This window comes from Lysinibacillus sp. GbtcB16, from assembly GCF_019091145.1.
Lineage (GTDB): Bacteria > Bacillota > Bacilli > Bacillales_A > Planococcaceae > Lysinibacillus > Lysinibacillus fusiformis.
This window is the reverse complement of sequence record NZ_JAGXJV010000001.1, coordinates 1,657,058-1,677,894: the sequence shown is the minus strand read 5'-3', so window position 1 is coordinate 1,677,894 and position 20,837 is coordinate 1,657,058. Positions and strand designations below refer to the sequence as shown.

Genomic DNA, 20,837 nt, shown 5'->3' with positions numbered 1-20,837 from the left:
AAAATCGTCCTTTACTTGTATAAAGTAAGGACGATTTTTTTGTGGCAGTAATATGACTTTCTTTATCCATACTTATGGGGTTGTATACGTTAATGACAGCATTAAATGTACTTTTTCATCTGAGTGGTTGATATACGTGTGAAGTTCTTCACCTTTGAATTTAATGACATCCCATTGGTTTAACTGATGGGTTTTCTCTCCTACCTTTAGCTCCAGTTGCCCATTTAATACAAGCACAATTTCCTCGGAGCCTGCTAAGTGACACTCGCTGTATTCACTATTAGGTTCAAGTCGACCTCTATACCACTCAGTTCCATTAGTTTTAAATAAAGGTTCGACAAACCAGTTGTTATTATGACCTGCAAATTGGTATTCCGACCCAAAACGATGGACCTCTACATTTTCTTCAAAGGATAATAAAGAAACTAATGGAATATGAAGCCCTCTACATATTTTCCAAAGGATATTAACAGTTGGATTGGTTTCTCCACGTTCAATTTTGCCTAATGTTAGCTTACTGACATTACTAATACTCGCAAGCTCCTCGAGACTCATCCTTTTGTTTTTTCGAATCTCTCTTAAGTTCATACCTACCTGACTTGATAAATCCATATTCTCCTCCAGCAATAGTTTGCACCCCTTTTATTGACTTTGCATAATTAGTATATTATAGTATACAAGTCGATTAATTATAGTTTATTTTTAAAAATTAAAAGTTAACTATAGTATATCAAATAATAACTAAAAGAGGTGTTTTCAGTGATGGCGAAATCAAAAAACTTCCCGATTATTTGGAGCGTTTTTTCTTTGTTTATACTGTCTATGAATCTACGAGCTTCAATAACGTCTATCTCGCCAGTATTGAAAAATATACAAATGGATTTGCAGATGACGAGTGTTGTTGTCAGTTTATTAACGGCACTTCCTGTATTTTGTATGGGTATTTTTGCACCATTGGCTGGCAAGCTAAGTGAAAAATGGGGTATCGAATGGACGATTGGGCTATCCGTTTTATTAATTGGTGTATCAACAGCTTTACGGTTAGTGGCAACTTTTCCTTTATTTTTATTAGCAACCGCTATACTTAGTGGGATAGGTATTGCCATAACAGGTCCACTGATTTCAGGCTATATCAAAAAGGAATTTCCTAAATATTCTTCTACGATGATCGGTGTATATTCTGCGGGTATGGGAATTGGAGCGTCTTTAAGTGCTGGTTTAGTTGTACCTGCTATGCATGCTTTTCATCAATCCTGGAATGCAGCTTTAGCGATATGGTCGGTATTTGCTCTTATGGGGATCATTGTTTGGATTCCTATTATTAAAAAATCTAAGAAATCTCAAGAATCCATAGAGAAATCTGCAAGTCAAAAAAGTCGACTACCTTGGGGAAACCGATATGTTTGGCTTCTTATGGTCATGTTTGGTTTACAATCTGGCGTTTATTACTCCCTCGCGACATGGCTCGCTCCTAAAGTACAGGATATGGGATATAGTGACGCCTACGCCGCAACAACGGTCACTATTTTTTCAGTCATGCAAATGATTTGTAGCTTTATCATTCCCATCTTAATAAATAATAGTTTAAAGAGAAAACCTTGGATGCTACTTTGTGCTTCAAGCTCCTTTATTGGTATTATGATGTTAATCATGGGCGGAATCTCACCTATTTTCTGTGCGACATTAACGGGCATCGGTGCTGGTGGTTTATTCCCATTAGCAATGATTTTACCTTTAGATGCAACGACTACACCAAAAGAGGCAAGTGAATGGACAGCGATGATTCAATTTGGTGGCTATATCATTAGCGGCATCATTCCAATGCTTGTTGGTGTCATCAAGGATATGACGAATACATTTGACGTTGCCCTTTTCACCTTATTATTTATAATCATCGTTATTATGGGGCTGACGTTAAAGGTTAAAACAAAGACGGAATCAGCTACTATTCGCGTTCTACCTAGTAGATGACGGAGTGTTTCAACCGTGTTTTAGATTGTAGACAAACTATATTTAGAGATTTCAGATGCTAAAATAGTTTGTCTCCTGCTAAAAATACTTTTAAATCGTAATTTCTATGCTACTATTCATTATAAGTGAGGAAGGAAGAGTCTTATGAAAATATCTGTTTACGTTGCAAGTGCATTTAGCAAGGATCATCAAGGGGGAAATAAAGCAGGAGTGGTATTGAATGAAAATACATTGACCACTACTCAAAAAATGGCCATAGCCAAACAACTAGGCTATGCGGAAACCGCATTTATATCAGCATCTGAAGTGGCAGATTATAAATTTGAGTATTTTACACCAAAAGAAGAGGTTGATTTATGTGGTCATGCCACAATAGGCTCTTTCACGATACTGATGCATTTAAATAAACTTTTCAAGGATCGCTATACGATTGAAACAAACAGCGGTGTTCTTACTATTACGATAAAAGATGACAGCATATTCATGGAACAAAACAAACCGACATTCTATGATGTTATTTCTCCAAACGAGTTCATCGACTGTATTGATAGTAAAGCTATAGACAATAACTACCCGATTCAAATTGTCTCCACAGGCTTAAAAGATATTTTAATTCCTATAACAAGTGAAACACAATTACATGCACTGCAACCTAATTTTGACAAGATTAAAGAAATCAGCGAGTATTATGATGTTGTGGGGATGCATGTATATACGTTTAATGACGATCGAATCATATGCAGAAATTTTGCTCCACTATACGACATCAATGAAGAAGCAGCGACTGGAACTTCAAACGGTGCATTAGCTTGCTACCTTTACGAACAGCATCAATTGCAAAAAGAAATCTATGTATTTGAACAAGGTTATTCTTTACATTCGCCTTCCGAAATATTAGTGAAATTAGCAACCAATAGCATGAATGAAATAGAAAAAGTTTTTGTTGGCGGCAAAGGCTATTATTGTGAAACTAAATGTTTAACTGTAGAAAATATGGAGTGAACGTAAAAAAAACGAATGCTTCTTCCCTTATTTGGCTTACGGAGAAATCTAATTCATCTTTGAAATAAACAAACCGTTATGTTGACCATTTAATGTCAAAATAACGGTTTGTTTTTATGATAGTAAACTTACTTTAATTCCTTTGTTTAAGATATTATGATAATCGATATAGTCATAGATATCCTCATCAATAAATGAACTTAATTCTTTCAATTGATCTATTGTTAATTCCTCAATCGCTTTGTCATGATCTTCACAGTAAATAACGATGGCTCCGACAATACTATGAGCATCTCTAAAGGCAACCCCCTTGCTCACTAAATAATCAGCGACCTCTGTTGCATTTAGAAACCCTCCTTTGACAGCTTTTTTCATGTTTTCACTGTTCACCCTCATCGTAGCAATCATTTTTGACATGATTTGTAGACAAGATAAAACCGTATCCAATGCATCGAAAAATGGCTCCTTATCTTCCTGCATATCTTTATTGTAAGCAAGTGGTAAGCCCTTCATTGTTGTTAATAGAGACGTTAGCGAGCCATATACTCGTCCTGTTTTGCCTCGTATAAGCTCTGCTGCATCAGGGTTTTTCTTCTGCGGCATAATACTGCTGCCAGTAGAATAGGCATCATCAATCGTAATAAATTTAAACTCCTGGCTACTCCACAAAATGAGCTCTTCACTTAATCTACTTAAATGCATCATAATTATGGAGAAATCTGACATTAGCTCTAATAAATAGTCGCGATCACTTACCCCATCTAAGAAATTATCCACCGGCTTAGAGAAACCTAGCTCGTTGGCTGTTAATTCTCGATTAATCGCATGAGTAGTTCCTGCTAATGCGCCACATCCAAGCGGACTCTCATTCATTATTTCGATCGCTTTCACAATTCTTTTTTTATCACGGTTTAACATATTAAAATAAGCCATCAAATGATGCTGAAACGTTACAACCTGCGCACGTTGAAGATGCGTATACCCTGGCATTATAACGTTATTGTCTTTAGCTTTTTGTTCTAGGCTATGTTGTAACTCTTCAATAGAGGCAATCACCTCAAACGCCTTGTTTTTTGCATATAGTCTAATATCTGTTGCTACTTGGTCATTACGACTTCTTGCTGTGTGAAGCTTTTTCCCTGTTTCACCGATTCGTTGTGTCAAATTCGACTCCACGAAACTATGAATATCTTCATAATTTCCTTCAATCCGTAATGTGCCATTATCAATATCCTCTAAAATGGAAAGAAGTGCATTAACAATATCTTGTCCTTCCTTCTCCGTCAATAAATCGCATTGTACTAACATATGGACATGGGCAATACTGCCTTTTATATCTTCCGTGTAAAGTCTTTGATCCACCTTTAATGAACTATTGAAATCTTCCATTAATTTGTTTTCTTCTTTTCTAAAACGACCGCCCCAAAGCTTCATCATTCATTCTCCTTCAACCAATCTATTAACGTTATGATATTTCAGAAATGCTTTTCTGTAATTCCTCAATATTTCCTCTTTTACGCATATACCAGACACCATTGTAAACAGCAAAATAATAAAAGGCTAAGCCAAATATAGCGACAATTACGGACATATAAGGATCCGGGATTATGCCTTTACCACCAAAATTCCCTAGGAAGGACATGAATACAAGCATTAAAATATAAAAGATAATGTATATACCACCAAGGAACTCCACTGATTGATGTTTTTGAATAAAGTAAATCACTAAATAACAGGCAATACCGATCACAAGTCCTGTAATAGCTAGTTGTACCTTACTCCAATTTGTCCAATAAATAAGCAGTGTGGCAAAAACGAATGCCATTGGCGCTATGACTTGCATACCTGGTAGCCCATTATTTTTTGTCAGACCTACCCTACGGAAAACCATAACCGTTACACATGCTGATGCATATTTAAAAATACCGATAGCTCCTACAATCGCAACGATAGTTGTCCAGCTTTTAAGTGGGAATAAAAATAATAAACCTACTAGGAAATTAAGTGCAAGTGCACGTGTTGGAACACCGAATTTTTTATTAATTGTTCCAAAATAAGATGGGAGGAAACCACTTTTCGCCATACCAAATACATGTCTTGACGTACCAGCTGTATAAGTAAGAGCTGAACCTGTTGGCGAAACCATCGCATCAGCTGTAATAATCCATGATAGCCAAACCATATTAGCCATCATGGCTAAATTAGCAAATGGTGAATCAAATTTAATGCCACTCCACCCATTCGCTAACATTTCTGTTGGAACTGCGCCGATAAACGTAATTTGAAGTAACACATATAATACTGCCGCAACACCTAAAGACGTAATGAGAGCGAGTGGAATATTTCTTCTAGGGTTGACGACTTCCCCACTCATCATAATGACATTGCCAAACCCTGTATAAGCAAAAAATATTCCGGTTGTTAAAATGGCACTTAATCCTGCACTATAGCCATTTGGAGCAAATCCTTGGCTTGAAAAATTCTCTGGATGAAAGCCTGTCATAAAAAAGGCAATAATCGTTAGAACAGGAACAACAAACTTTACGGTTGTAATAATATTGTTTGTGACTGCAAATAGTTTCACCCCGAAATAATTAAAAACAACAAAAAATACCATTAACACCATCGCTGCTATAATACCTGATGTTGTCAGTTGCTCCTTCGTAACATCATATAATCCTGGCCAAAATTGATTGGCATATTGGATAACACCTGATGATTCTACGGGTGCAGTAGCACAATAGCCAAACCAGATGGAATAACTAGTAACGGTAGCAAGCATTTTTCCATGTGAATAAAGCGGATATCTGGCTAAGCCTCCTGTCTCAGGTTTTACTCTTCCTAACTCAGCATAAACAAGCGCTATAAGTGTGATAACAAACGCACCAATGATCCAGGACAGAATAGCTGCCGGGCCTGCCAATTTTGCAGCTACCCATGGTCCAAAGAGCCAACTAGATCCGATTATTCCCCCTAGAGATAATGTTGTAAGTGACCAAAACCCCATTTTCTTTTTCAAATATTGTTCTTGACTCATGAATGTTCCCCTCTCTGAAAAGAGAATATTGGTATGACCCTTTTAATTTTGACGCTTCAATAAAATGACGTCTTGGCAGAAAAAATTAGATATTTTACTCTGCAGCGCAATGTAATGTAGGTAATTGTTATAGATTGTGCTCCTTTCTAGATGATGAAACATTGCACACATTTTTTAGTAACCATTAATTAAAGGTAATTAAAAGGTGTTTACCTTAAAATGATTTTATTTTAATCGTTTGAATTTTTCAACATATTTTTTTCAAAAAAAAATAACCATCCATGAAGATGGTCATTTCAAACGATAAATTTTACTTGGTCTTCCTCTGCTAATCTGAGCGTCTTTGCCTGTATACTCTACTAGATCTACGTCACTAAGACTTGTTAAAATCCGTCTAGCATTGCTTTCATCCCAATAAAGATGTGCAGCTAAATCTTTAATGGTAAATTCTTGCCAGCTCATTTTTTTGACGATTGCACATAATTTATTATAATTTTTTAAGCTAATTTTTGCTTTTTTCAATTTTTCTAATAAAATGTCATCATTACTATGGTATGAAAAACTGACTTCATCTTCTTCCCCTACGGATTCGATGATCGTTCCATTTTCCTGCACGATGACAATGGGCAGCTCAGACTTTTCTTTTGATAGCTGAATAGCGAGCTGCGCATTAATTTCTGCCGAATGAACAGTTACCCCATAGCCAATCCCAACCGTGACGGTCGTATTGGATTCATGTGAAAGCTGAAAGATTGTCTCCTGCAAGTCCTTAATTTTCCGTTCAATCGCCCCACGAGAGCTAAAAATAATATAGCGGCCATTCCCCTTCTCTAACAGAGAACCATCTAGTTGCTCACAAAATCGCAGTAAGGTTTCTTTTAATTTTAATTCTAAATACTGAAGATGATAAGTGCTTTTCGCCTTTTCAGAAATCTTGTCAAATTGCTCAATTTCGATAATTTGAACACCAATTTGAGTATCTTTAAAATAAAAAGTTCTACGTTTTTCTTCTAGTATTCGTAATGCTTGAAGAATCTCCATATCTGTAGTCGAAATATGATAAGCTGGAACACCAGCCTCCTTCAGTTCTAAATAGACAGCTTCAAAGCAAGTTAAAGCACCTGCCGTCTTTTCACGATGCCATAAATCAATATGAAAATCCACTAACTCCTTTGTGCTGGTGTTTACGTCAAAGGTTTTGACATAGATTTCTTTAGGCGCAAAATTTAGCTGTTTTACGGCTTGCTCCAAATGAGAGGTCGTGATTTCATCAATACTTACCTTGTTTAAAAATTCTCCCTGATAAAAGCCCATATGCAACAGGCATTTATAAATGCCAGATTCAGTATGTTGAATATAAACTAAGTTTTCACCTGAATGTAACGTATTTTTCGCAACCATATACGAAATTTGACCAGAAAAAAACCAGGCATCCACAGCGTGATGATTTTCCTTTACGATATGGACGGTTTCATGAAAATCATGATATGGAAATGCTATAAAATTCATAGTCATTTCGTATTCTTTGCCTAATTTAATGATGCGCTCTACAGATGAATTAGGGCCAATGACTCCAACTGTATACATTATTTCCTCCTAGTAAAATTACTTGATATATACCATTCTATAGAGAAATGCCCAATTTTTATAGTGTCATTTAAAAACTATCCAGAAATAAGGTATTTGACGGCAATAATGGTCACTTGCCGGATGGGAACATAAGAAGAGATCTGTACAGAATACAATTACTTGCTTGAAAAATCTATCGTAAACGATATTTTTCCATTTGTTAGTGTGGAATTCGTTCCAAAGCCTAATTGTTCGGTAATACTTTTCACTGTCGCGAGACCAAGCCCTGTTCCAGAGAAATGCTTATTTCGAGAGCTTTCGCCTACATAAAACGGTTGCCATATTTTAGAAATATCTGGTAGTGTTGTATGATTACTTATTTCCAATATACCCGAAGTAAAGGAAATCTGTATTTCATCGTCTGATGTATATTTTAGTGCATTGCTGATCAAGTTTTCTATAATATAATAGACTTTTTCCTGCTCACTATTCAGCATAAATTCAGTTACGTCCGATTGAAGAAAAATCTGTTTTTCCCCCTGTAAGGGCTGATAGCTTTGTATGATTTCTTGTAGTAGCTGGTAAAAATCAAAACGTGATAGGTTCAAAGCATTTTCTTCTGTTCGGGCATAATAAAGCATATCTGTAATGATTTTCTCCATACGATCCACTTGCTGATGTATAACTGTTAAATAGGTGCCATCATCCAACCCATCTTCGATCCCACTTGAGTATACATTGATGAGGGCGAGAGGCGTTTTCAACTCATGTGTTAAGCCGATCATAAATTGTTTTAAATCTAGATTCCGTTGTGTTAATAATTGCTGCGCTGATTCAAGCGTTGTACTCATTTTATTAATGCTCTTTGCTAACTCTTCGATTTCATCACCTGTTTGAATGGTAGCTTGTTGAAAATTCAGTTCCCCAATCTCCTTTGCAACTTGCTGCAATTCATGTAATGGATTGGTTATCTTCCGAGATAGTAGCGCTGTGACCATAATAATGATTAAAATACTCACTATCAGAAAGGCTAAATTAAAACGATTTATAAAATAGGCTATATCTGTAAAATGGGCCATAGAGGCTCCAATCATGACAAGCTGATCCCCTTCTTTCGCATAATGTACAATAAAGCTAGACTTTTGTTTCCCTTGATCATAGAGCTTTCCTACAATTTTATCCTCCGAGATAGTTTGTAGTACTTCCTCGGAAACCCAAAATTTATTTAGGGCAATATGCTCTTTCGCCAGCTGAAGTCTTAAATTTTCATTCAGGTCATTGATGGAGTCCTGTAATGGGACTGTTACAATTGTGACATCAAATTGTCGCTCCACCAATTCTGCATCCTCTAATACTTGATAAGAATCAAAGGCTTCTGATACTTTTTTATTCAGCTGATATAAATAATATTTAGGAAGGAAAAACTGACTTACAACAAGGGATATCGAAAATGTAAGAATAACTACTAAAGTAATATAAATGGTTAGTTTTGTGCCGATTTTTTGTTTCATTCGCTTGTACTATATCCAATTCCTCTATGAGTTTGGATAATGTTCTCTCCTATTTTTTCTCGCAATCGTCGAATATGTGTGTCCACTGTTCGTGGATCTCCCATATAGTCCAATCCCCACACTAAATCTAGTAATTGATCTCTCGTCAAAATTTGTCTCCGATTTTGACTAAAAATTCGTAACAAATCGAATTCCGTTTTCGTTAACTCTATTTCTGTCCCTGCTCGCCAAACACGTTTACTTGTAACATCGAAGGACACATCATGCAATTGTTGAATAGCTTCAATTTGCAGTAATTTTTTTGCCCTCATTATCAGTACCTTAGGATAAAAGGGTTTATTGACATAATCGTCAGCCCCCTCTGCTAACGCCTGAAATTCATCTTCACCAGTGTCCCTTGCTGTAAGCATTAAGACCTTAATCTTTTGTGTTTTTTTCATTTCACGACAAACCATCATCCCATCTATTTTAGGCATCATCCAATCTAAAATGGCCAAATCAATTTTTTCTTGATAAAAAACGGTAAGTGCCTCCTCTCCATTTGTTGCGGTAAAAACCGTGAACCCCTCTCTTTGAAAATAGTTTTGTAAAATCTTTAACATATCTAATTCATCATCTGCAATGAGAATATTCATGTATGAAGCTCCTAATTATCATATTTTTCCAGATTATATTGTTCGATTATAGCAATTAATTTTTCGGGATATAAAGGATCTGTCGAGTAATTGCTTTTTTTCAAGGCATAGGCGGCTTCTTGATAGGTTGAAGCCGCCAGAACCTCTTCGTATTGTTGTTCATTCCAACTGGTACCCTCTAATAATAGCTGACGATGGTCCTTTAATGCACTTTTCCAATCAGGGTAAGCCCTAAATTCTGCTTCAGTTGTAAAGCTTTTATTTTGTTCATATTCAACTGTCGGCATTTTAATAGACTTTCCATGATATCTGCCTTTTATCCCAAACAGGTTATTTGCATTAACCGCTAATTCACTTTTACCGTAATTCGACTCCAATATAGCCTGTGCAATAATTACACTAGGCAATATCTCTTGATTTTGCTTATTTAATGCAACGGCTATTGATGCTATTTCATCAATAAATTCAACTTCGTCTTGATGACCATGTCCAAATAGCTTGACCATATAAAGGGCTAAAATAACGATAAGTAATAGAATACTGATTTTTTTCATTGTGTTTTACCTCATTTCCATTTAACTGATGGTTGTATCGTAAAACAGCAATGTTACAGTTATTTGACAAAACATTAAAAGTTGTAAAAACAGCCCGTCCTTTTTAAGGTACAGGCTTGCGCATTGTTTGTTTCAACCTCTTCCGATTAACAATGCGAAGTTAAAGGGAACATGAAATTCCCTGGCAGAATCGCCTTTTTTGAAAGAACAAATAAAGCGTCGTCATCATTAGGTTGGATGGTCGCGGTCATGCCATTCAAGGTAAACTCCGGCGTGAAATAAAACACCACTTTTTGGGTAGAATCTTTCACAATAATGGCTAACAACTCCTGTATATGAATGGGCTGTAAGGAGATGATATCAAAAATATTTAATACCCCCTCCTCTTCCTCCATGAATACTATTGTTTCTAATTCTTCTAGATAGTAAATGGCATGAGGGAAAACTAACGTAAAATAAAACATTAATAAACTTTCATTTTGCTCAACAGCGATTATACTTGAATGGATATATCGATTTTTTGCATAATCCTCAAGGAGTGCTAGATCTTGCTCAACTGTCAGCTGTTGGACGCTAGTCTGCTTTCGTTGAATAGGACTTGCTGTAAGGTCTAAGCTGAATTCACTTTCATGTATACGAGTAAAGCCAAACTTCGGATAAAAATCTAATACTGTTTCATTGGCAAAGAGATACATGAACTCACAGGTCCCCTCATACTCTTTCATGATATGCAGCATCAGCTGCTTTGCCAAGCCTTGATGACGATAATGTTCATCGGTCATGACCGTACCAATCTGAATCCCCTTTAATTGCTCGCCGTTTATGCGAATCGACATTTTATAAACCGAAGCATTCGCAATCACTTTTCCGTCTTGAACAAATGAATAAGGAATATATTGGTCGTTCCAATACCCTTTGCTATACCAATCTCGAAAATCCAACCCAAACGTTTTTATTGCTAAATCATTAAAGCTTTCCTTTAATCGATCATCATGACGATAATCGCTCACTAATTCGTACTTTTCCATGTTTATTCCCTCCGATTTTATCTATTTATACATTATTATTGGAATCATCACCTCCTAAAAACAGAAAAAGACTCTATGAGAAAACCTCATAAAGTCTTTGCTTATATACAGAAAACAACGTTAACCACTGCAGTGGCTACGATAGTATCTGTTTATATGGATCAGACAAATTTATGCTTCTCTACGTTATCGCAAAAGGGCAATACTAAATAGACCTATCATGTTTCAAGTATGATAGAATGGCCCTTCTATTAAATTCAGGGGAATTTAATTTGCGATAATAAGTTTTAGCATAAATGTCTAATCTCCCTTCTGTTTTTAAGATTACTGTAAGCTTACCACTTTTTGTTAAATGTTGTCTAGAGATATATTGACAATGTTTAGATTGAAAAAGCATGAAATAAGTATAGAAAATCCTTCAAATGTTAAATCTATAAACGAAAGTTAATCATGAAGGGAGCCTATAATTCAGCATGAAATTTAAACTACCTTTCAATAAACAACAACCACCATCCGTCGAAGAGACACCAAAAGTAAAAGAAAATCTTGTAAGGGTCGCCCCGACAACTGATCATTTTATTCAGTCGATTCAAAATGCGACGAATAACCCAGCTGATTTAATCATGAAGGCTATCCCACCGAATGTTACGCTTATTTATATAGATAATTTAGTCGATGATCAGACATTGAACAATGACATTCTTGCTAATTTGCTAAATAACCCTCAGGAAACACTAGAAGGCATTGAGATGACTCTTTCTATTCCTGAAGTTGTCAAATCCAATCTACTACAGGAAACAGTAGAATCGATGGTCAATGGGTCTGTCGTTATTCATCTAGACGGCTACTCTGAAGTTCTTATTGGCAATATCGCTACTCGAGAATCCCGATCATTATCGGCGCCAGAAAATGAGTCACAAGTAATTGGGACTCAGGTTGGGTTTAATGAAAGTCTAACTACAAATATTTCTTTAATCCGTCGCTACATAGTAAGTCCTAATCTTTGTCATGAAAAACTAAAAATCGGCACGCGTACAAATACCTCGGTCTCATTGCTATATATGAATGGCATTGCTAATGAGCAAATGGTCAATACAATGCGCCAACGAATTACGGATCTTTATGTCGATGAACTACTTGATAGTGCCGTTTTGGCAGAGATGATTGATGATAATTCATTGTCAGTATTCCCTCAGATGTTACTGACGGAAAGGCCTGACCGATTTTGTGATGCGATACTAGATGGCAAAATGGGCGTTTTAGTGGATGGTAGCTCAATGGCCATCATTTGCCCGCAAACATTTACTGAGTTTTTTCAAAGCCAGGAAGATCAAAACTTACGCTGGCAAATTGCTACCTTTCTTCGTTTATTACGACTTTCTGCCTTCATTTTATCCGTCTATTTAACACCCTTTTACGTAGCGGCTTTAACTTTTCATTATGAGGTCATTCCGCAAGCCTTTTTAGTGCCATTAAGTGAATCCAGAGCCTTAGTTCCTTTCCCACCTATATTCGAGGCATTATTATTGGAATTTATTATTGAACTACTGCGAGAAGCTGGGGCAAGGCTACCAACTAAAATTGGACAAACTATTGGTATCGTAGGCGGTATCGTAATAGGGACTGCCGCTGTACAAGCAGGTATTACAAGTAATATTTTATTAATTATCATTGCTTTAAGTGCACTCGCATCCTTCACTTCACCGAGTTATATGATGGGCAATGTCATTCGTTTGATTCGTTTCCCGATCATTATCCTTGCAGGCTTTTGGGGTTTTTATGGCATCATGCTAGCTTTTTGTTTTATTCTTATTCATCTTTTACGTCAAACAAGCCTGGGTGCTCCGTATATGTCTCCTTTCTATCCACCAAGGTTGAAAGAAATGCGGGATAGTATTATCAGATTGCCTATTCCCTTAACAGCGAAAAGACCTGCGTTAACGAGACCAAAGGATAAATATAAATTCGAGCCTGAGCCAATAAAACCGGAAAAAAGTTGAACTGAAGGTGAAAGAAATGAATAATCCTAAACAACTTAACCCGAAAGAGATGATTAACGCTTATTTACTCTTTTTTGTCGTGCACGGCGCTCAAATTGGGGTCGGCATACAGGGATTTCAACGTATTATCTATCAAGATGCAAGGCAGGATGCATGGATTTCAGTTCTTTTAGCAGGTATTGCTACACATATTGTCACATTTTGTATGATTAAAACATTGGAAATATACGGCTCCAATGATTTATATGGTATCCAACAAGATATTTTCGGAAAATGGATTGGCAATTTTTTAAATGCTTTGTATGTCACTTATTGCACCGTCGCCTTTTTTTCTGTTCTGCGTAATTACATTGAAGTGATCCACGCATGGATTTTCCCTAGTATTGGGACATGGTTTCTGTCAGCTACTTTATTAATCATTATTATTTATGCTTTTACAGGTGGACTTAGAGTTATAGTGGGTGTGTCCTTTTTCAGTATTATTCTCTCCCTATGGATATTACCAATGCTAGCCTTTCCAATGAAGTTTGCCTCTGCGGAAAGTTTATTTCCGATTTTTGAAAACGATATTCGTTCCATTTTAAAGGGTGCCCATTCCATGACCTTTACCATTATCGGCTTCGAAATCTTAAATGTTATTTATCCCTTTGTAAAGGACAAAAAAAATATCCGCAAACCTGTTCATTTAGGGTTGTTGTTTACAACATTGATTTATGTTGTAGTCATGATAGTGTCCATTGCTTATTACAGTGAGGGAAAATTACTAAAAACAATTTGGGCAACATTAACATTGTTTAGTTTTATTAGCTTCCCTTTTATAGAACGCTTTGAATTTATAGCCGTTTGTTTTTGGATGCTCATTATTATACCGAATCTATGTCTGTATTTATGGGCTGCTTATCGAGGGGTAATTCGATTAGTTAAAATACGCGCCACGACATTTGTTTGGGTATTTTCCTTCATCGTTTTCATTTTCACAATGATCATTCAAACACGTACAGAAATTGATACGATTAACACCGTATTTGGCAATATAGCATTTTACGTTATTTTTATTTACCCTATTTTGTTATGGATCTTGGCTATATTAAAAAAGAAGTTTTCATCAAAGAAGGTGCCCAAAAATGAACAAGCTTAGATGCTCTTTTATTGTTTTTCTGTCATTGATATTTTTATATGGGTGTGCTCAAACGAATGTATTGGATAAAGTAGGGTTAACCACACTAGTGGGCTACGATGTAGGAGCAGAAAGCAAAATAGCTGCGACAGCCGTTATTCGTGAAGTCAATCCAGAGTTCCAAAGCAAAGTGGAAGTTTTGACGACAGAAAATGAAACGAGTAAAGGAAATCGTATGGAAGCGAACAGGAAGCTTTCTAAAAAAATAATGGTCGGTCAAATGAGGGTTATTTTGTTTGGTGAAGAATTAGCAAAAGAAGATTTACGTTATTATATTGATACTAGTCTAGAAAACGCAAGCGTCAGCAACGGTATTTATATGGCCGTAGTGGAAGGTAAAGCAGCACCATTTCTGAATTACGAATACAAAAATATTGAGGATATTGGTCAGCATGTATTAAGATTAATCGAGCAAAATGTGAAACAGGAATATATGATTTCGGCGACTCTTCATCAGATTGCTCATGATTATTATTCCATTGGACGAGATTTAGCTATGCCTACCATCAAAAGAGATGGTGAGTTTGTGGAGCTAAGTGGCGTGGCTCTCTTTAAAGGTGGCAAAATGGTTAGTACGCTTCCAGCAAAAGATAGCTTTTATGTAAAAATTGTCAGAGATACGTTTAAAGTAGGTTTATATGAAACCATTTTGGAGAAAGAAGATATTCCACCTAAATTACTGCATAAGCCTGCAAATAAAATAACAGTAGCCTTTGATGCCATTCACTCGAATAGAGAGATGAAATTAATTGATGCAAAAAATCCTGAGTTTGATTTAAATATTAAAATTAAGTCAAGGGTATTAGAAGTATTTCCAGATATTAATCAAGGTAACCGAGAAAGCGTGGCAGCCCTTGAAAAAGCCATCGAAAAAAAATTGACGAAGGAAATAGCAAGAGTCATTGCCCATAGTCAGGAAGTAGAATCCGATATTTTTGGCTTTGGTGAAAAATATAGAAGCGTTGTGAGACATTCTAATTTAACAAAAGACAAATGGCATGAAATGTATAAAGATATGAAAGTAAATGTGAAAGTTGATTTTGTGGTCTTAAGAGACGGTGTTTTTGAATAAGCTATTGCCCATCATGGCCTGTCATAATGGATATAAAATGATGGAAGAACATGTCATAGTGGATATCGAATGCAATACGATGTCTTTTTTCATCACTATTAACATTTTCAAATGGTCGTGTTTCGGCAATGCTCTGCCCTCTAGCAGGTCCATCTAATTTATCGACGACAGTTACAGAGTAAGACTCATAAATGAACATCTCAGGATAAATCGTTGCCATTAGTGTTAACGCATCATGGACTGGGCTACCTAGTAGTGACGGGTCCCGTTTCTGATAAAATTTTGTATAATATTCCATGAGAGGTTTGAGGATTTTTGTCTTGCCAAATGAGTCTATATAATCAACCATCCCAGGTGTAACAATCGCCTTCTGTGTAGCATTCAATGGAATAATTGTGACATTTTTCGCATAGTTGAGCACAATATTTACCGCAAATGGGTCCCCATGAAAGTTTGCTTCTGCTACGGTCGTAACATTACCTGGCACCCAAAATGCTCCACCCATAATATAAAATTCCTTCACATGTTGCATGAGCTGATTATAAAGAATAAACATCGTCGCTAGTGATGTAAGACGCCCAATATTAACAATGATTAGCTCATCATCCTTATATTTCTCGATGATTTGAACGATTTCTAAAAAGTTTTCAATTTTTATTTCATGATCTTCGTTTGGAATAATGGGACCAAGCCCATGCTCTCCATGTATTTCTGGATAATATGTTGGCTGTTCACCAGTTAGAGGGATCTCTGCTCCTAAAATAACGGGAATTCCCTCGGGAAAATCAAATAATTTCATGACATAATAAATATTAGATACAGCATCTTTTCTTGAGACATTCCCATAATCAGCAATTAACCCAACGATTTCGATTTCTTTGTGTAATCTTGCATAAATCAATGCTATCGTATCGTCGATGCCAATGTCTCCGAATAATAAGACCTTTTTCTTCAAACATAAACCTCCCTTTTACTGCCAATTCACCTACCCTTATAGTACGGTTCCTATGACCAAGACGACACTGATTGTTTACTTTTCTGGAAAAATTAGTACATAAAAACCCATCTGTCATTGGCAGATGGGCTTCGAAACGGATATATTAACGATTCTGTTCAAGGAACTGATAAACCGCCATCATTTCTTGTTTATTTAACTCTCTAATACGATTGAAAATAGGAATTTGCCCCACTGCTTCCAACTGATTTCCTTCCATTACCACATCACTGACGATACCCGTTAGCCATGTATGCACGTCAATGTCTTCGATGTTTACCTTTTGGCCCTCATCATTAATACCAGTTGCACCACAGCTGACGCATGGAACCGTTAATTTATAGACACCGTCATGTAGTCCATCTTCTGTCAGAACCTTTTTCCCCTTACAGAATGGACATGCATGACTCCCTTTCACTTTATTGATTTGCGTCACTATTTTTTTATAGCCGAAAGCTTCATAAACATACGTCAGTTTTTTATATTTACCATTCGTAAAATATTGATCAATGATGGTGTCTCTCGTTTCATAAATATTCGGGAAATCACAAATCGTTACTTGATTTTCACGGCTGATGGCAGCAATATTATCTTTGATTTTATCCCAGAATGGTAATGTGTTTTGCAGAACAATCTCGTAGCCAACAAAGCTTGCAAGCTCTAATTCCAGCATTTTCAGCGATACTTGCGTTTCTCTTGGCAGTAATGAAACATCCTGTATGAGTGACATATCACTGCCTACAATGGATTTGATTTTTTCAAGCTGTGGTAAATGGCCTACTAGTTTGATGACCTCATCAATCGGTTGATGAATTATTTCTCGAATATCCGTGTCACCAAAGCGTAATTTCTTTTGATGATTAAGGACAGAGCCATGACAAATTGGGCAAGGGACCATCTCTCTTGTTTCCTTCATTTGCTCTTTAATGATGGATTTAGAGATAACCATATAACGGCCAATAATAAGATTAAAGCCTTCCCATTTTTTTGAGGATTTTGTTGCTTTATCATAAAATGATTTGTCCCAATATCCATATAAGAATGTATGCTTTTCTTCTTCCGTCATTTCATTATAGCTCTTACTGATGTCTTGACCCAGTTCATTTTTGATCTCTTCAAAAAGGAATGCTAATTTTGAATGCTGGTAGTATTTTAGAACATCCATCACCTCTGGATACAATAAGCCGTCCCAGAATGGCACATTTTTATGTTGAATGACTAAATCAAAATCGAATTCTTCAATCTGTAATCGACCCGAACAGCTAGGACAATGATTTTCTTGGCTAAAGAAATCAAAGCTTCTCGTATCCTTATTCGTCGGATGGGCAGCCACAATATGATTGATAAGACCACCTATTTCATATAGAAAACTATATTGGCTGTATAAATGTCTTTCAAGGTCAATCGCAATAACAGGTGCAATTTTATTGGATTCATATTCACCGTAAATTAGACGCGCCATTGATGAAAGACTTTTTAAGATGCCACCTTTGTATATATTTTCGGCATTTTTAAAATAGCGAATAGGATTGTCTTGTAAGTAATGAATACCCTTTTTCGATGCTAAGGTAGATGTGATTGGTAAATCAGCTTTGCTTTTCGTAAGGTGCGATTGTTTAAAATATGCTTGATGATCCACTACATCAAGATGTGTCACTGGCCCCTGCTGTCTTTTACCAAAGTCCACAATATAATCAGAGCTTTCAAGCATATAGGCATTATGCTCAATCATGACAATGGAGATCGAATCATCTTTCAGAATATCCCTAATACTATCAATAAATTGGTTTAAAATATTTTGCGATAATCCTTTGGAAGGCTCATCAAAAATAAACAGTGTGTGAGGATTTCGCGTATTGGCGAACAGCTCTGATACTAAATGAACACATTGGAATTCACCCGTGGAAAGAGTTTGTGTTTTTCTTTCCAGCGTTAAATAGCCTAGCCCAAGTTTGATGAGCAAGCTTAAACGTTTATGCGCAATATCTTCCGTTGGGAGCTCCTCGATAATGTCTTCAATCGAGCGTTGAAAAATATCATCGATTTCGTCACTATATTTGGTCAATTTCTTTTTTATATCAAGAAATGTCGCAACAGTAGATCGGCTTGTAATTGATTGATTTCGATCTTGTCCAACCATCACTAATTTATCTTTTGGATAGCGCTTAAGAAAATCCTTTGCGATACACTCATTTACTAGAGTTGATTTCCCACAGCCAGACTCTCCTGTGAAGGTGACCAGTTGATTTTGGGGAATTTCTATCTCGGCAATTTGGATATTGCGGCAATGTAGGTCGCGGAATTGATAGAAGGTCTTTGGTTTTAGCTGACTACGTTCCCAATAGATAGGCTGTGGTCGAGGAGATTCTTCCACAATTCTTCCTCCGTATTTTCCACTCCCTGGTCCAAAGAATAGATGCTTATCTGCAGTATCTAAAACCGTATCCGAATGATCAATTAGCCAAATTTGATTTTTAGAGCCAAGTCGTTGAATCTGCTCTAAAATTTTCAAGAGTGTGTCATGGTCAAGACCTACCGAGATTTCATCAACAATAATTACCGTATTTTCGCTCGTTGCCATAAACTCAGCTAAATAGAGTCTTGTTAATTCTCCTCCTGATAAAGTACCCATAATGCGATTTAATGTTAAATAGCCAATATTCATTTGGATAATATTTTGAAGAATATGTTGTTTCTCTTCACTAATCTTTAATTCCGCTGATAATGAATAGATTGTTTCAACACTTAATTGATGGATATCCGAAATACTATATTGTCCATCTCTTATTGTTAGCTGATGCTGCTCTACTTCCTCGCTATAGCGCTTTCCCAGACATTTTTTACATTCAACATTTTTCGTCGTCCCTCGTCCTTTACACGCCGGACACCAGCCTAGTGCATTATTAAAGGAAAAAACTTCTGGAGATAAATGAAACTCCTCCGCTAATCGATCACGTATTTCCTTAAATACACCTGTATGCGTACCGATAGTTGAGCGTGGATTTGTAGATATGGATGATTTTCCTAGAAAAAGAACTAATGGCATATTCTCCATTTTTATGGCACTAAAATTCGTTTCCATAATTGCTGGAAACAAATATTGATATTCAGCCTTAGGTAATAAAGAAACAAGACGTTTTTTGGATTCTTCCCCTATCGTTTGACAAAAAGTGGTTTTCCCTGACCCAGACAACCCTGCAATGCCAAGGGATAGATCTTCAGGTAAGTCGACATCTAAACGGTTTATATTGTTGGCAATAAGTTGATTAATCTTCATTCTGTTTTCCTTCCGTGTTTACTATTTTCACAAGGACTTTATTTATCTAGGAACAGCGACCTTCAGAAAATGAAAGAACACAATTCATTTGAAGGAATTGCGCTCTTTTTCATAAAGGTTGATTTGATTACTAGGCTAATACTTTTTCAAGCTGGCTAGCCATGTTAGTCCAAGCGTATTTAGCTCCTTCAATTGCTCCTTGACGAGCTTTTGTTTCTTCACTAAATCCACCTTGATCGAGATGTAACTGAGTTGTCCCATCAGATGCTTGCGTTAATGTCCATGTTACGGTTGTTGTTTCACCCGCACTTGTCCATGTATAAGATAGTTTATGTGGCTCTTCAATCTCAAGTACCTCACAATCGACAATACCATCCCACCATTCGTTTGGCTCAGCTCGGAACTGGAATTTATGGCCAACAATCGGCTGAAAATCATTGCTCCAAATCCATTTTGCAAGTGTGTCCGAATCAGTTAAGGCATGCCATACTTGCTCGATGGAACTTGTAAATGTAAAATCTAATGCTACATCTGGTTTCATTTGTCTTCCCCCAATAATAAATGTAATTTTGAAATTCTTGCTTTCCAAAAATCTTCGTAAATCGATATCCAATCTTGTATTTCTTTCAATGGAGCCGCATTTAGCCTATATCTTGTTTCCCTACCTTCTTTTCGAGCGATCACAAGACCTGCGTCTTTCAGGATTGTTAAATGTTTTGACACGGCAGTACGTCCCATATCAAAGTGAGCCGTTAATTCGTGAAGCGGTAACTCATCTGCCTTAGCTAATAAATTAATCAATTGGCGTCTTGTAGGGTCAGCAATGGCTACATACACGTCACGCTCTTGATGATTGTTATTCAAAACCACCACCCTTTCTATTAGGACACTAAATGGTGTCCTAATTATATGACACCGTTTAGTGTCTAGTCAATTATTATTTTGGACATTTTGCTATGGATTTTATACTTATCAATACAAAAAACACAAAGGTGAGCTCCTTTGTGCTT

At 36.5% G+C, this 20,837-nt stretch carries 17 protein-coding genes; 5 read left to right on the top strand and 12 right to left on the bottom strand.

Annotation, left to right across the window (positions count from 1 at the left end; all coding sequences use genetic code 11):
• Nucleotides 1-72: 72 nt before the first annotated feature.
• A complete protein-coding gene (locus KVT27_RS08425; protein ID WP_225316188.1) occupies nucleotides 73-612 on the bottom strand; it encodes a helix-turn-helix domain-containing protein in 540 nt (179 codons plus the stop codon).
• A gap of 150 nt (nucleotides 613-762) precedes the next feature.
• On the opposite strand from KVT27_RS08425, the gene KVT27_RS08420 reads away from it, so the two are divergent.
• Together KVT27_RS08420 and KVT27_RS08415 are read left to right on the top strand one after the other, a co-directional pair.
• Complete coding sequence (locus tag KVT27_RS08420; RefSeq protein WP_036125859.1) at nucleotides 763-1,971, top strand: MFS transporter; 1,209 nt, start codon at nucleotides 763-765, stop codon at nucleotides 1,969-1,971.
• A 144-nt stretch (nucleotides 1,972-2,115) separates the two neighbouring features.
• Entirely contained in the window at nucleotides 2,116-2,973 is an 858-nt protein-coding gene (locus tag KVT27_RS08415) for a PhzF family phenazine biosynthesis protein (RefSeq protein ID WP_217581128.1), read from the top strand.
• 114 nt (nucleotides 2,974-3,087) lie between these two features.
• Here KVT27_RS08415 and argH read toward each other — a convergent pair whose 3' ends face one another.
• From argH to KVT27_RS08380, 7 genes are all read right to left on the bottom strand, one after another.
• On the bottom strand, nucleotides 3,088-4,410 hold the full coding sequence (gene argH, locus KVT27_RS08410; protein ID WP_217581127.1) for an argininosuccinate lyase: 1,323 nt from the start codon (nucleotides 4,408-4,410) through the stop codon (nucleotides 3,088-3,090).
• A 28-nt stretch (nucleotides 4,411-4,438) separates the two neighbouring features.
• Nucleotides 4,439-6,010 carry an APC family permease gene (locus KVT27_RS08405; RefSeq protein WP_217581126.1) on the bottom strand — a complete coding sequence of 524 codons (1,572 nt, stop codon included), beginning with the start codon at nucleotides 6,008-6,010 and terminating at the stop codon, nucleotides 4,439-4,441.
• A gap of 291 nt (nucleotides 6,011-6,301) precedes the next feature.
• Entirely contained in the window at nucleotides 6,302-7,597 is a 1,296-nt protein-coding gene (locus KVT27_RS08400) for a helix-turn-helix domain-containing protein (RefSeq protein ID WP_217581125.1), read from the bottom strand.
• Nucleotides 7,598-7,755: 158 nt separating this feature from the next.
• Entirely contained in the window at nucleotides 7,756-9,090 is a 1,335-nt protein-coding gene (locus KVT27_RS08395) for a sensor histidine kinase (RefSeq protein ID WP_217581124.1), read from the bottom strand.
• Nucleotides 9,087-9,725 carry a response regulator transcription factor gene (locus tag KVT27_RS08390; protein WP_036125847.1) on the bottom strand — a complete coding sequence of 213 codons (639 nt, stop codon included), beginning with the start codon at nucleotides 9,723-9,725 and terminating at the stop codon, nucleotides 9,087-9,089. Before KVT27_RS08390 ends, KVT27_RS08395 begins: the two co-directional genes overlap by 4 nt.
• Before the next feature lie 11 nt (nucleotides 9,726-9,736).
• Nucleotides 9,737-10,279: a glycoside hydrolase family 73 protein gene (locus KVT27_RS08385; RefSeq protein ID WP_036125845.1), complete on the bottom strand. Its 543-nt coding sequence runs from the start codon at nucleotides 10,277-10,279 to the stop codon at nucleotides 9,737-9,739.
• 146 nt (nucleotides 10,280-10,425) lie between these two features.
• The gene (locus KVT27_RS08380) at nucleotides 10,426-11,307 is read right to left on the bottom strand and encodes a GNAT family N-acetyltransferase (protein ID WP_217581123.1); all 882 of its coding nucleotides are present in this window, start codon (nucleotides 11,305-11,307) and stop codon (nucleotides 10,426-10,428) included.
• 473 nt (nucleotides 11,308-11,780) lie between these two features.
• Here KVT27_RS08380 and KVT27_RS08375 point away from each other — a divergent pair, with 473 nt between their 5' ends.
• The 3 genes from KVT27_RS08375 to KVT27_RS08365 are packed head-to-tail and all read left to right on the top strand — an operon-like array spanning nucleotide 11,781 to nucleotide 15,556.
• Nucleotides 11,781-13,307 (top strand): spore germination protein, encoded by a 1,527-nt coding sequence (locus KVT27_RS08375; RefSeq protein WP_036125842.1) that lies wholly within the window; start codon nucleotides 11,781-11,783, stop codon nucleotides 13,305-13,307.
• Between the two features lie 16 nt (nucleotides 13,308-13,323).
• The gene (locus KVT27_RS08370; RefSeq protein WP_036125840.1) at nucleotides 13,324-14,445 is read left to right on the top strand and encodes a GerAB/ArcD/ProY family transporter; all 1,122 of its coding nucleotides are present in this window, start codon (nucleotides 13,324-13,326) and stop codon (nucleotides 14,443-14,445) included.
• A complete protein-coding gene (locus tag KVT27_RS08365) occupies nucleotides 14,432-15,556 on the top strand; it encodes a Ger(x)C family spore germination protein (protein WP_217581122.1) in 1,125 nt (374 codons plus the stop codon). Before KVT27_RS08370 ends, KVT27_RS08365 begins: the two co-directional genes overlap by 14 nt.
• 1 nt (nucleotide 15,557) lies before the next feature.
• On the opposite strand, the gene KVT27_RS08360 is transcribed toward KVT27_RS08365, so the two are convergent.
• The 4 genes from KVT27_RS08360 to KVT27_RS08345 form a co-directional block, all read right to left on the bottom strand.
• Nucleotides 15,558-16,511: a nucleoside hydrolase gene (locus KVT27_RS08360; protein WP_217581121.1), complete on the bottom strand. Its 954-nt coding sequence runs from the start codon at nucleotides 16,509-16,511 to the stop codon at nucleotides 15,558-15,560.
• A gap of 145 nt (nucleotides 16,512-16,656) precedes the next feature.
• Nucleotides 16,657-19,827, bottom strand: a complete 3,171-nt coding sequence (locus tag KVT27_RS08355) for an ATP-binding cassette domain-containing protein (RefSeq protein WP_217581120.1) — start codon at nucleotides 19,825-19,827, stop codon at nucleotides 16,657-16,659.
• A gap of 130 nt (nucleotides 19,828-19,957) precedes the next feature.
• Nucleotides 19,958-20,368, bottom strand: a complete 411-nt coding sequence (locus KVT27_RS08350) for an SRPBCC family protein (RefSeq protein ID WP_036125833.1) — start codon at nucleotides 20,366-20,368, stop codon at nucleotides 19,958-19,960.
• Nucleotides 20,365-20,691 (bottom strand): ArsR/SmtB family transcription factor, encoded by a 327-nt coding sequence (locus KVT27_RS08345; RefSeq protein WP_036125832.1) that lies wholly within the window; start codon nucleotides 20,689-20,691, stop codon nucleotides 20,365-20,367. The genes KVT27_RS08350 and KVT27_RS08345 overlap by 4 nt, the downstream gene beginning before the upstream one ends.
• Between the last annotated feature and the right edge of the window lie 146 nt (nucleotides 20,692-20,837).

Excerpts from the sequence above, each read along its gene's own strand:
- KVT27_RS08370 (WP_036125840.1), top strand. The coding sequence starts at position 13,324 with ATGAATAATCCTAAACAACTTAACCCGAAAGAGATGATTAACGCTTAT.
- KVT27_RS08400 (WP_217581125.1), bottom strand. The coding sequence starts at position 7,597 with ATGTATACAGTTGGAGTCATTGGCCCTAATTCATCTGTAGAGCGCATC.
- KVT27_RS08365 (WP_217581122.1), top strand. The coding sequence starts at position 14,432 with ATGAACAAGCTTAGATGCTCTTTTATTGTTTTTCTGTCATTGATATTT.
- KVT27_RS08380 (WP_217581123.1), bottom strand. The coding sequence starts at position 11,307 with ATGGAAAAGTACGAATTAGTGAGCGATTATCGTCATGATGATCGATTA.
- argH (WP_217581127.1), bottom strand. The coding sequence starts at position 4,410 with ATGATGAAGCTTTGGGGCGGTCGTTTTAGAAAAGAAGAAAACAAATTA.
- KVT27_RS08390 (WP_036125847.1), bottom strand. The coding sequence starts at position 9,725 with ATGAATATTCTCATTGCAGATGATGAATTAGATATGTTAAAGATTTTA.
- KVT27_RS08415 (WP_217581128.1), top strand. The coding sequence starts at position 2,116 with ATGAAAATATCTGTTTACGTTGCAAGTGCATTTAGCAAGGATCATCAA.
- KVT27_RS08420 (WP_036125859.1), top strand. The coding sequence starts at position 763 with ATGGCGAAATCAAAAAACTTCCCGATTATTTGGAGCGTTTTTTCTTTG.
- KVT27_RS08405 (WP_217581126.1), bottom strand. The coding sequence starts at position 6,010 with ATGAGTCAAGAACAATATTTGAAAAAGAAAATGGGGTTTTGGTCACTT.
- KVT27_RS08425 (WP_225316188.1), bottom strand. The coding sequence starts at position 612 with ATGGATTTATCAAGTCAGGTAGGTATGAACTTAAGAGAGATTCGAAAA.
- KVT27_RS08355 (WP_217581120.1), bottom strand. The coding sequence starts at position 19,827 with ATGAAGATTAATCAACTTATTGCCAACAATATAAACCGTTTAGATGTC.
- KVT27_RS08350 (WP_036125833.1), bottom strand. The coding sequence starts at position 20,368 with ATGAAACCAGATGTAGCATTAGATTTTACATTTACAAGTTCCATCGAG.
- KVT27_RS08375 (WP_036125842.1), top strand. The coding sequence starts at position 11,781 with ATGAAATTTAAACTACCTTTCAATAAACAACAACCACCATCCGTCGAA.
- KVT27_RS08385 (WP_036125845.1), bottom strand. The coding sequence starts at position 10,279 with ATGAAAAAAATCAGTATTCTATTACTTATCGTTATTTTAGCCCTTTAT.
- KVT27_RS08395 (WP_217581124.1), bottom strand. The coding sequence starts at position 9,090 with ATGAAACAAAAAATCGGCACAAAACTAACCATTTATATTACTTTAGTA.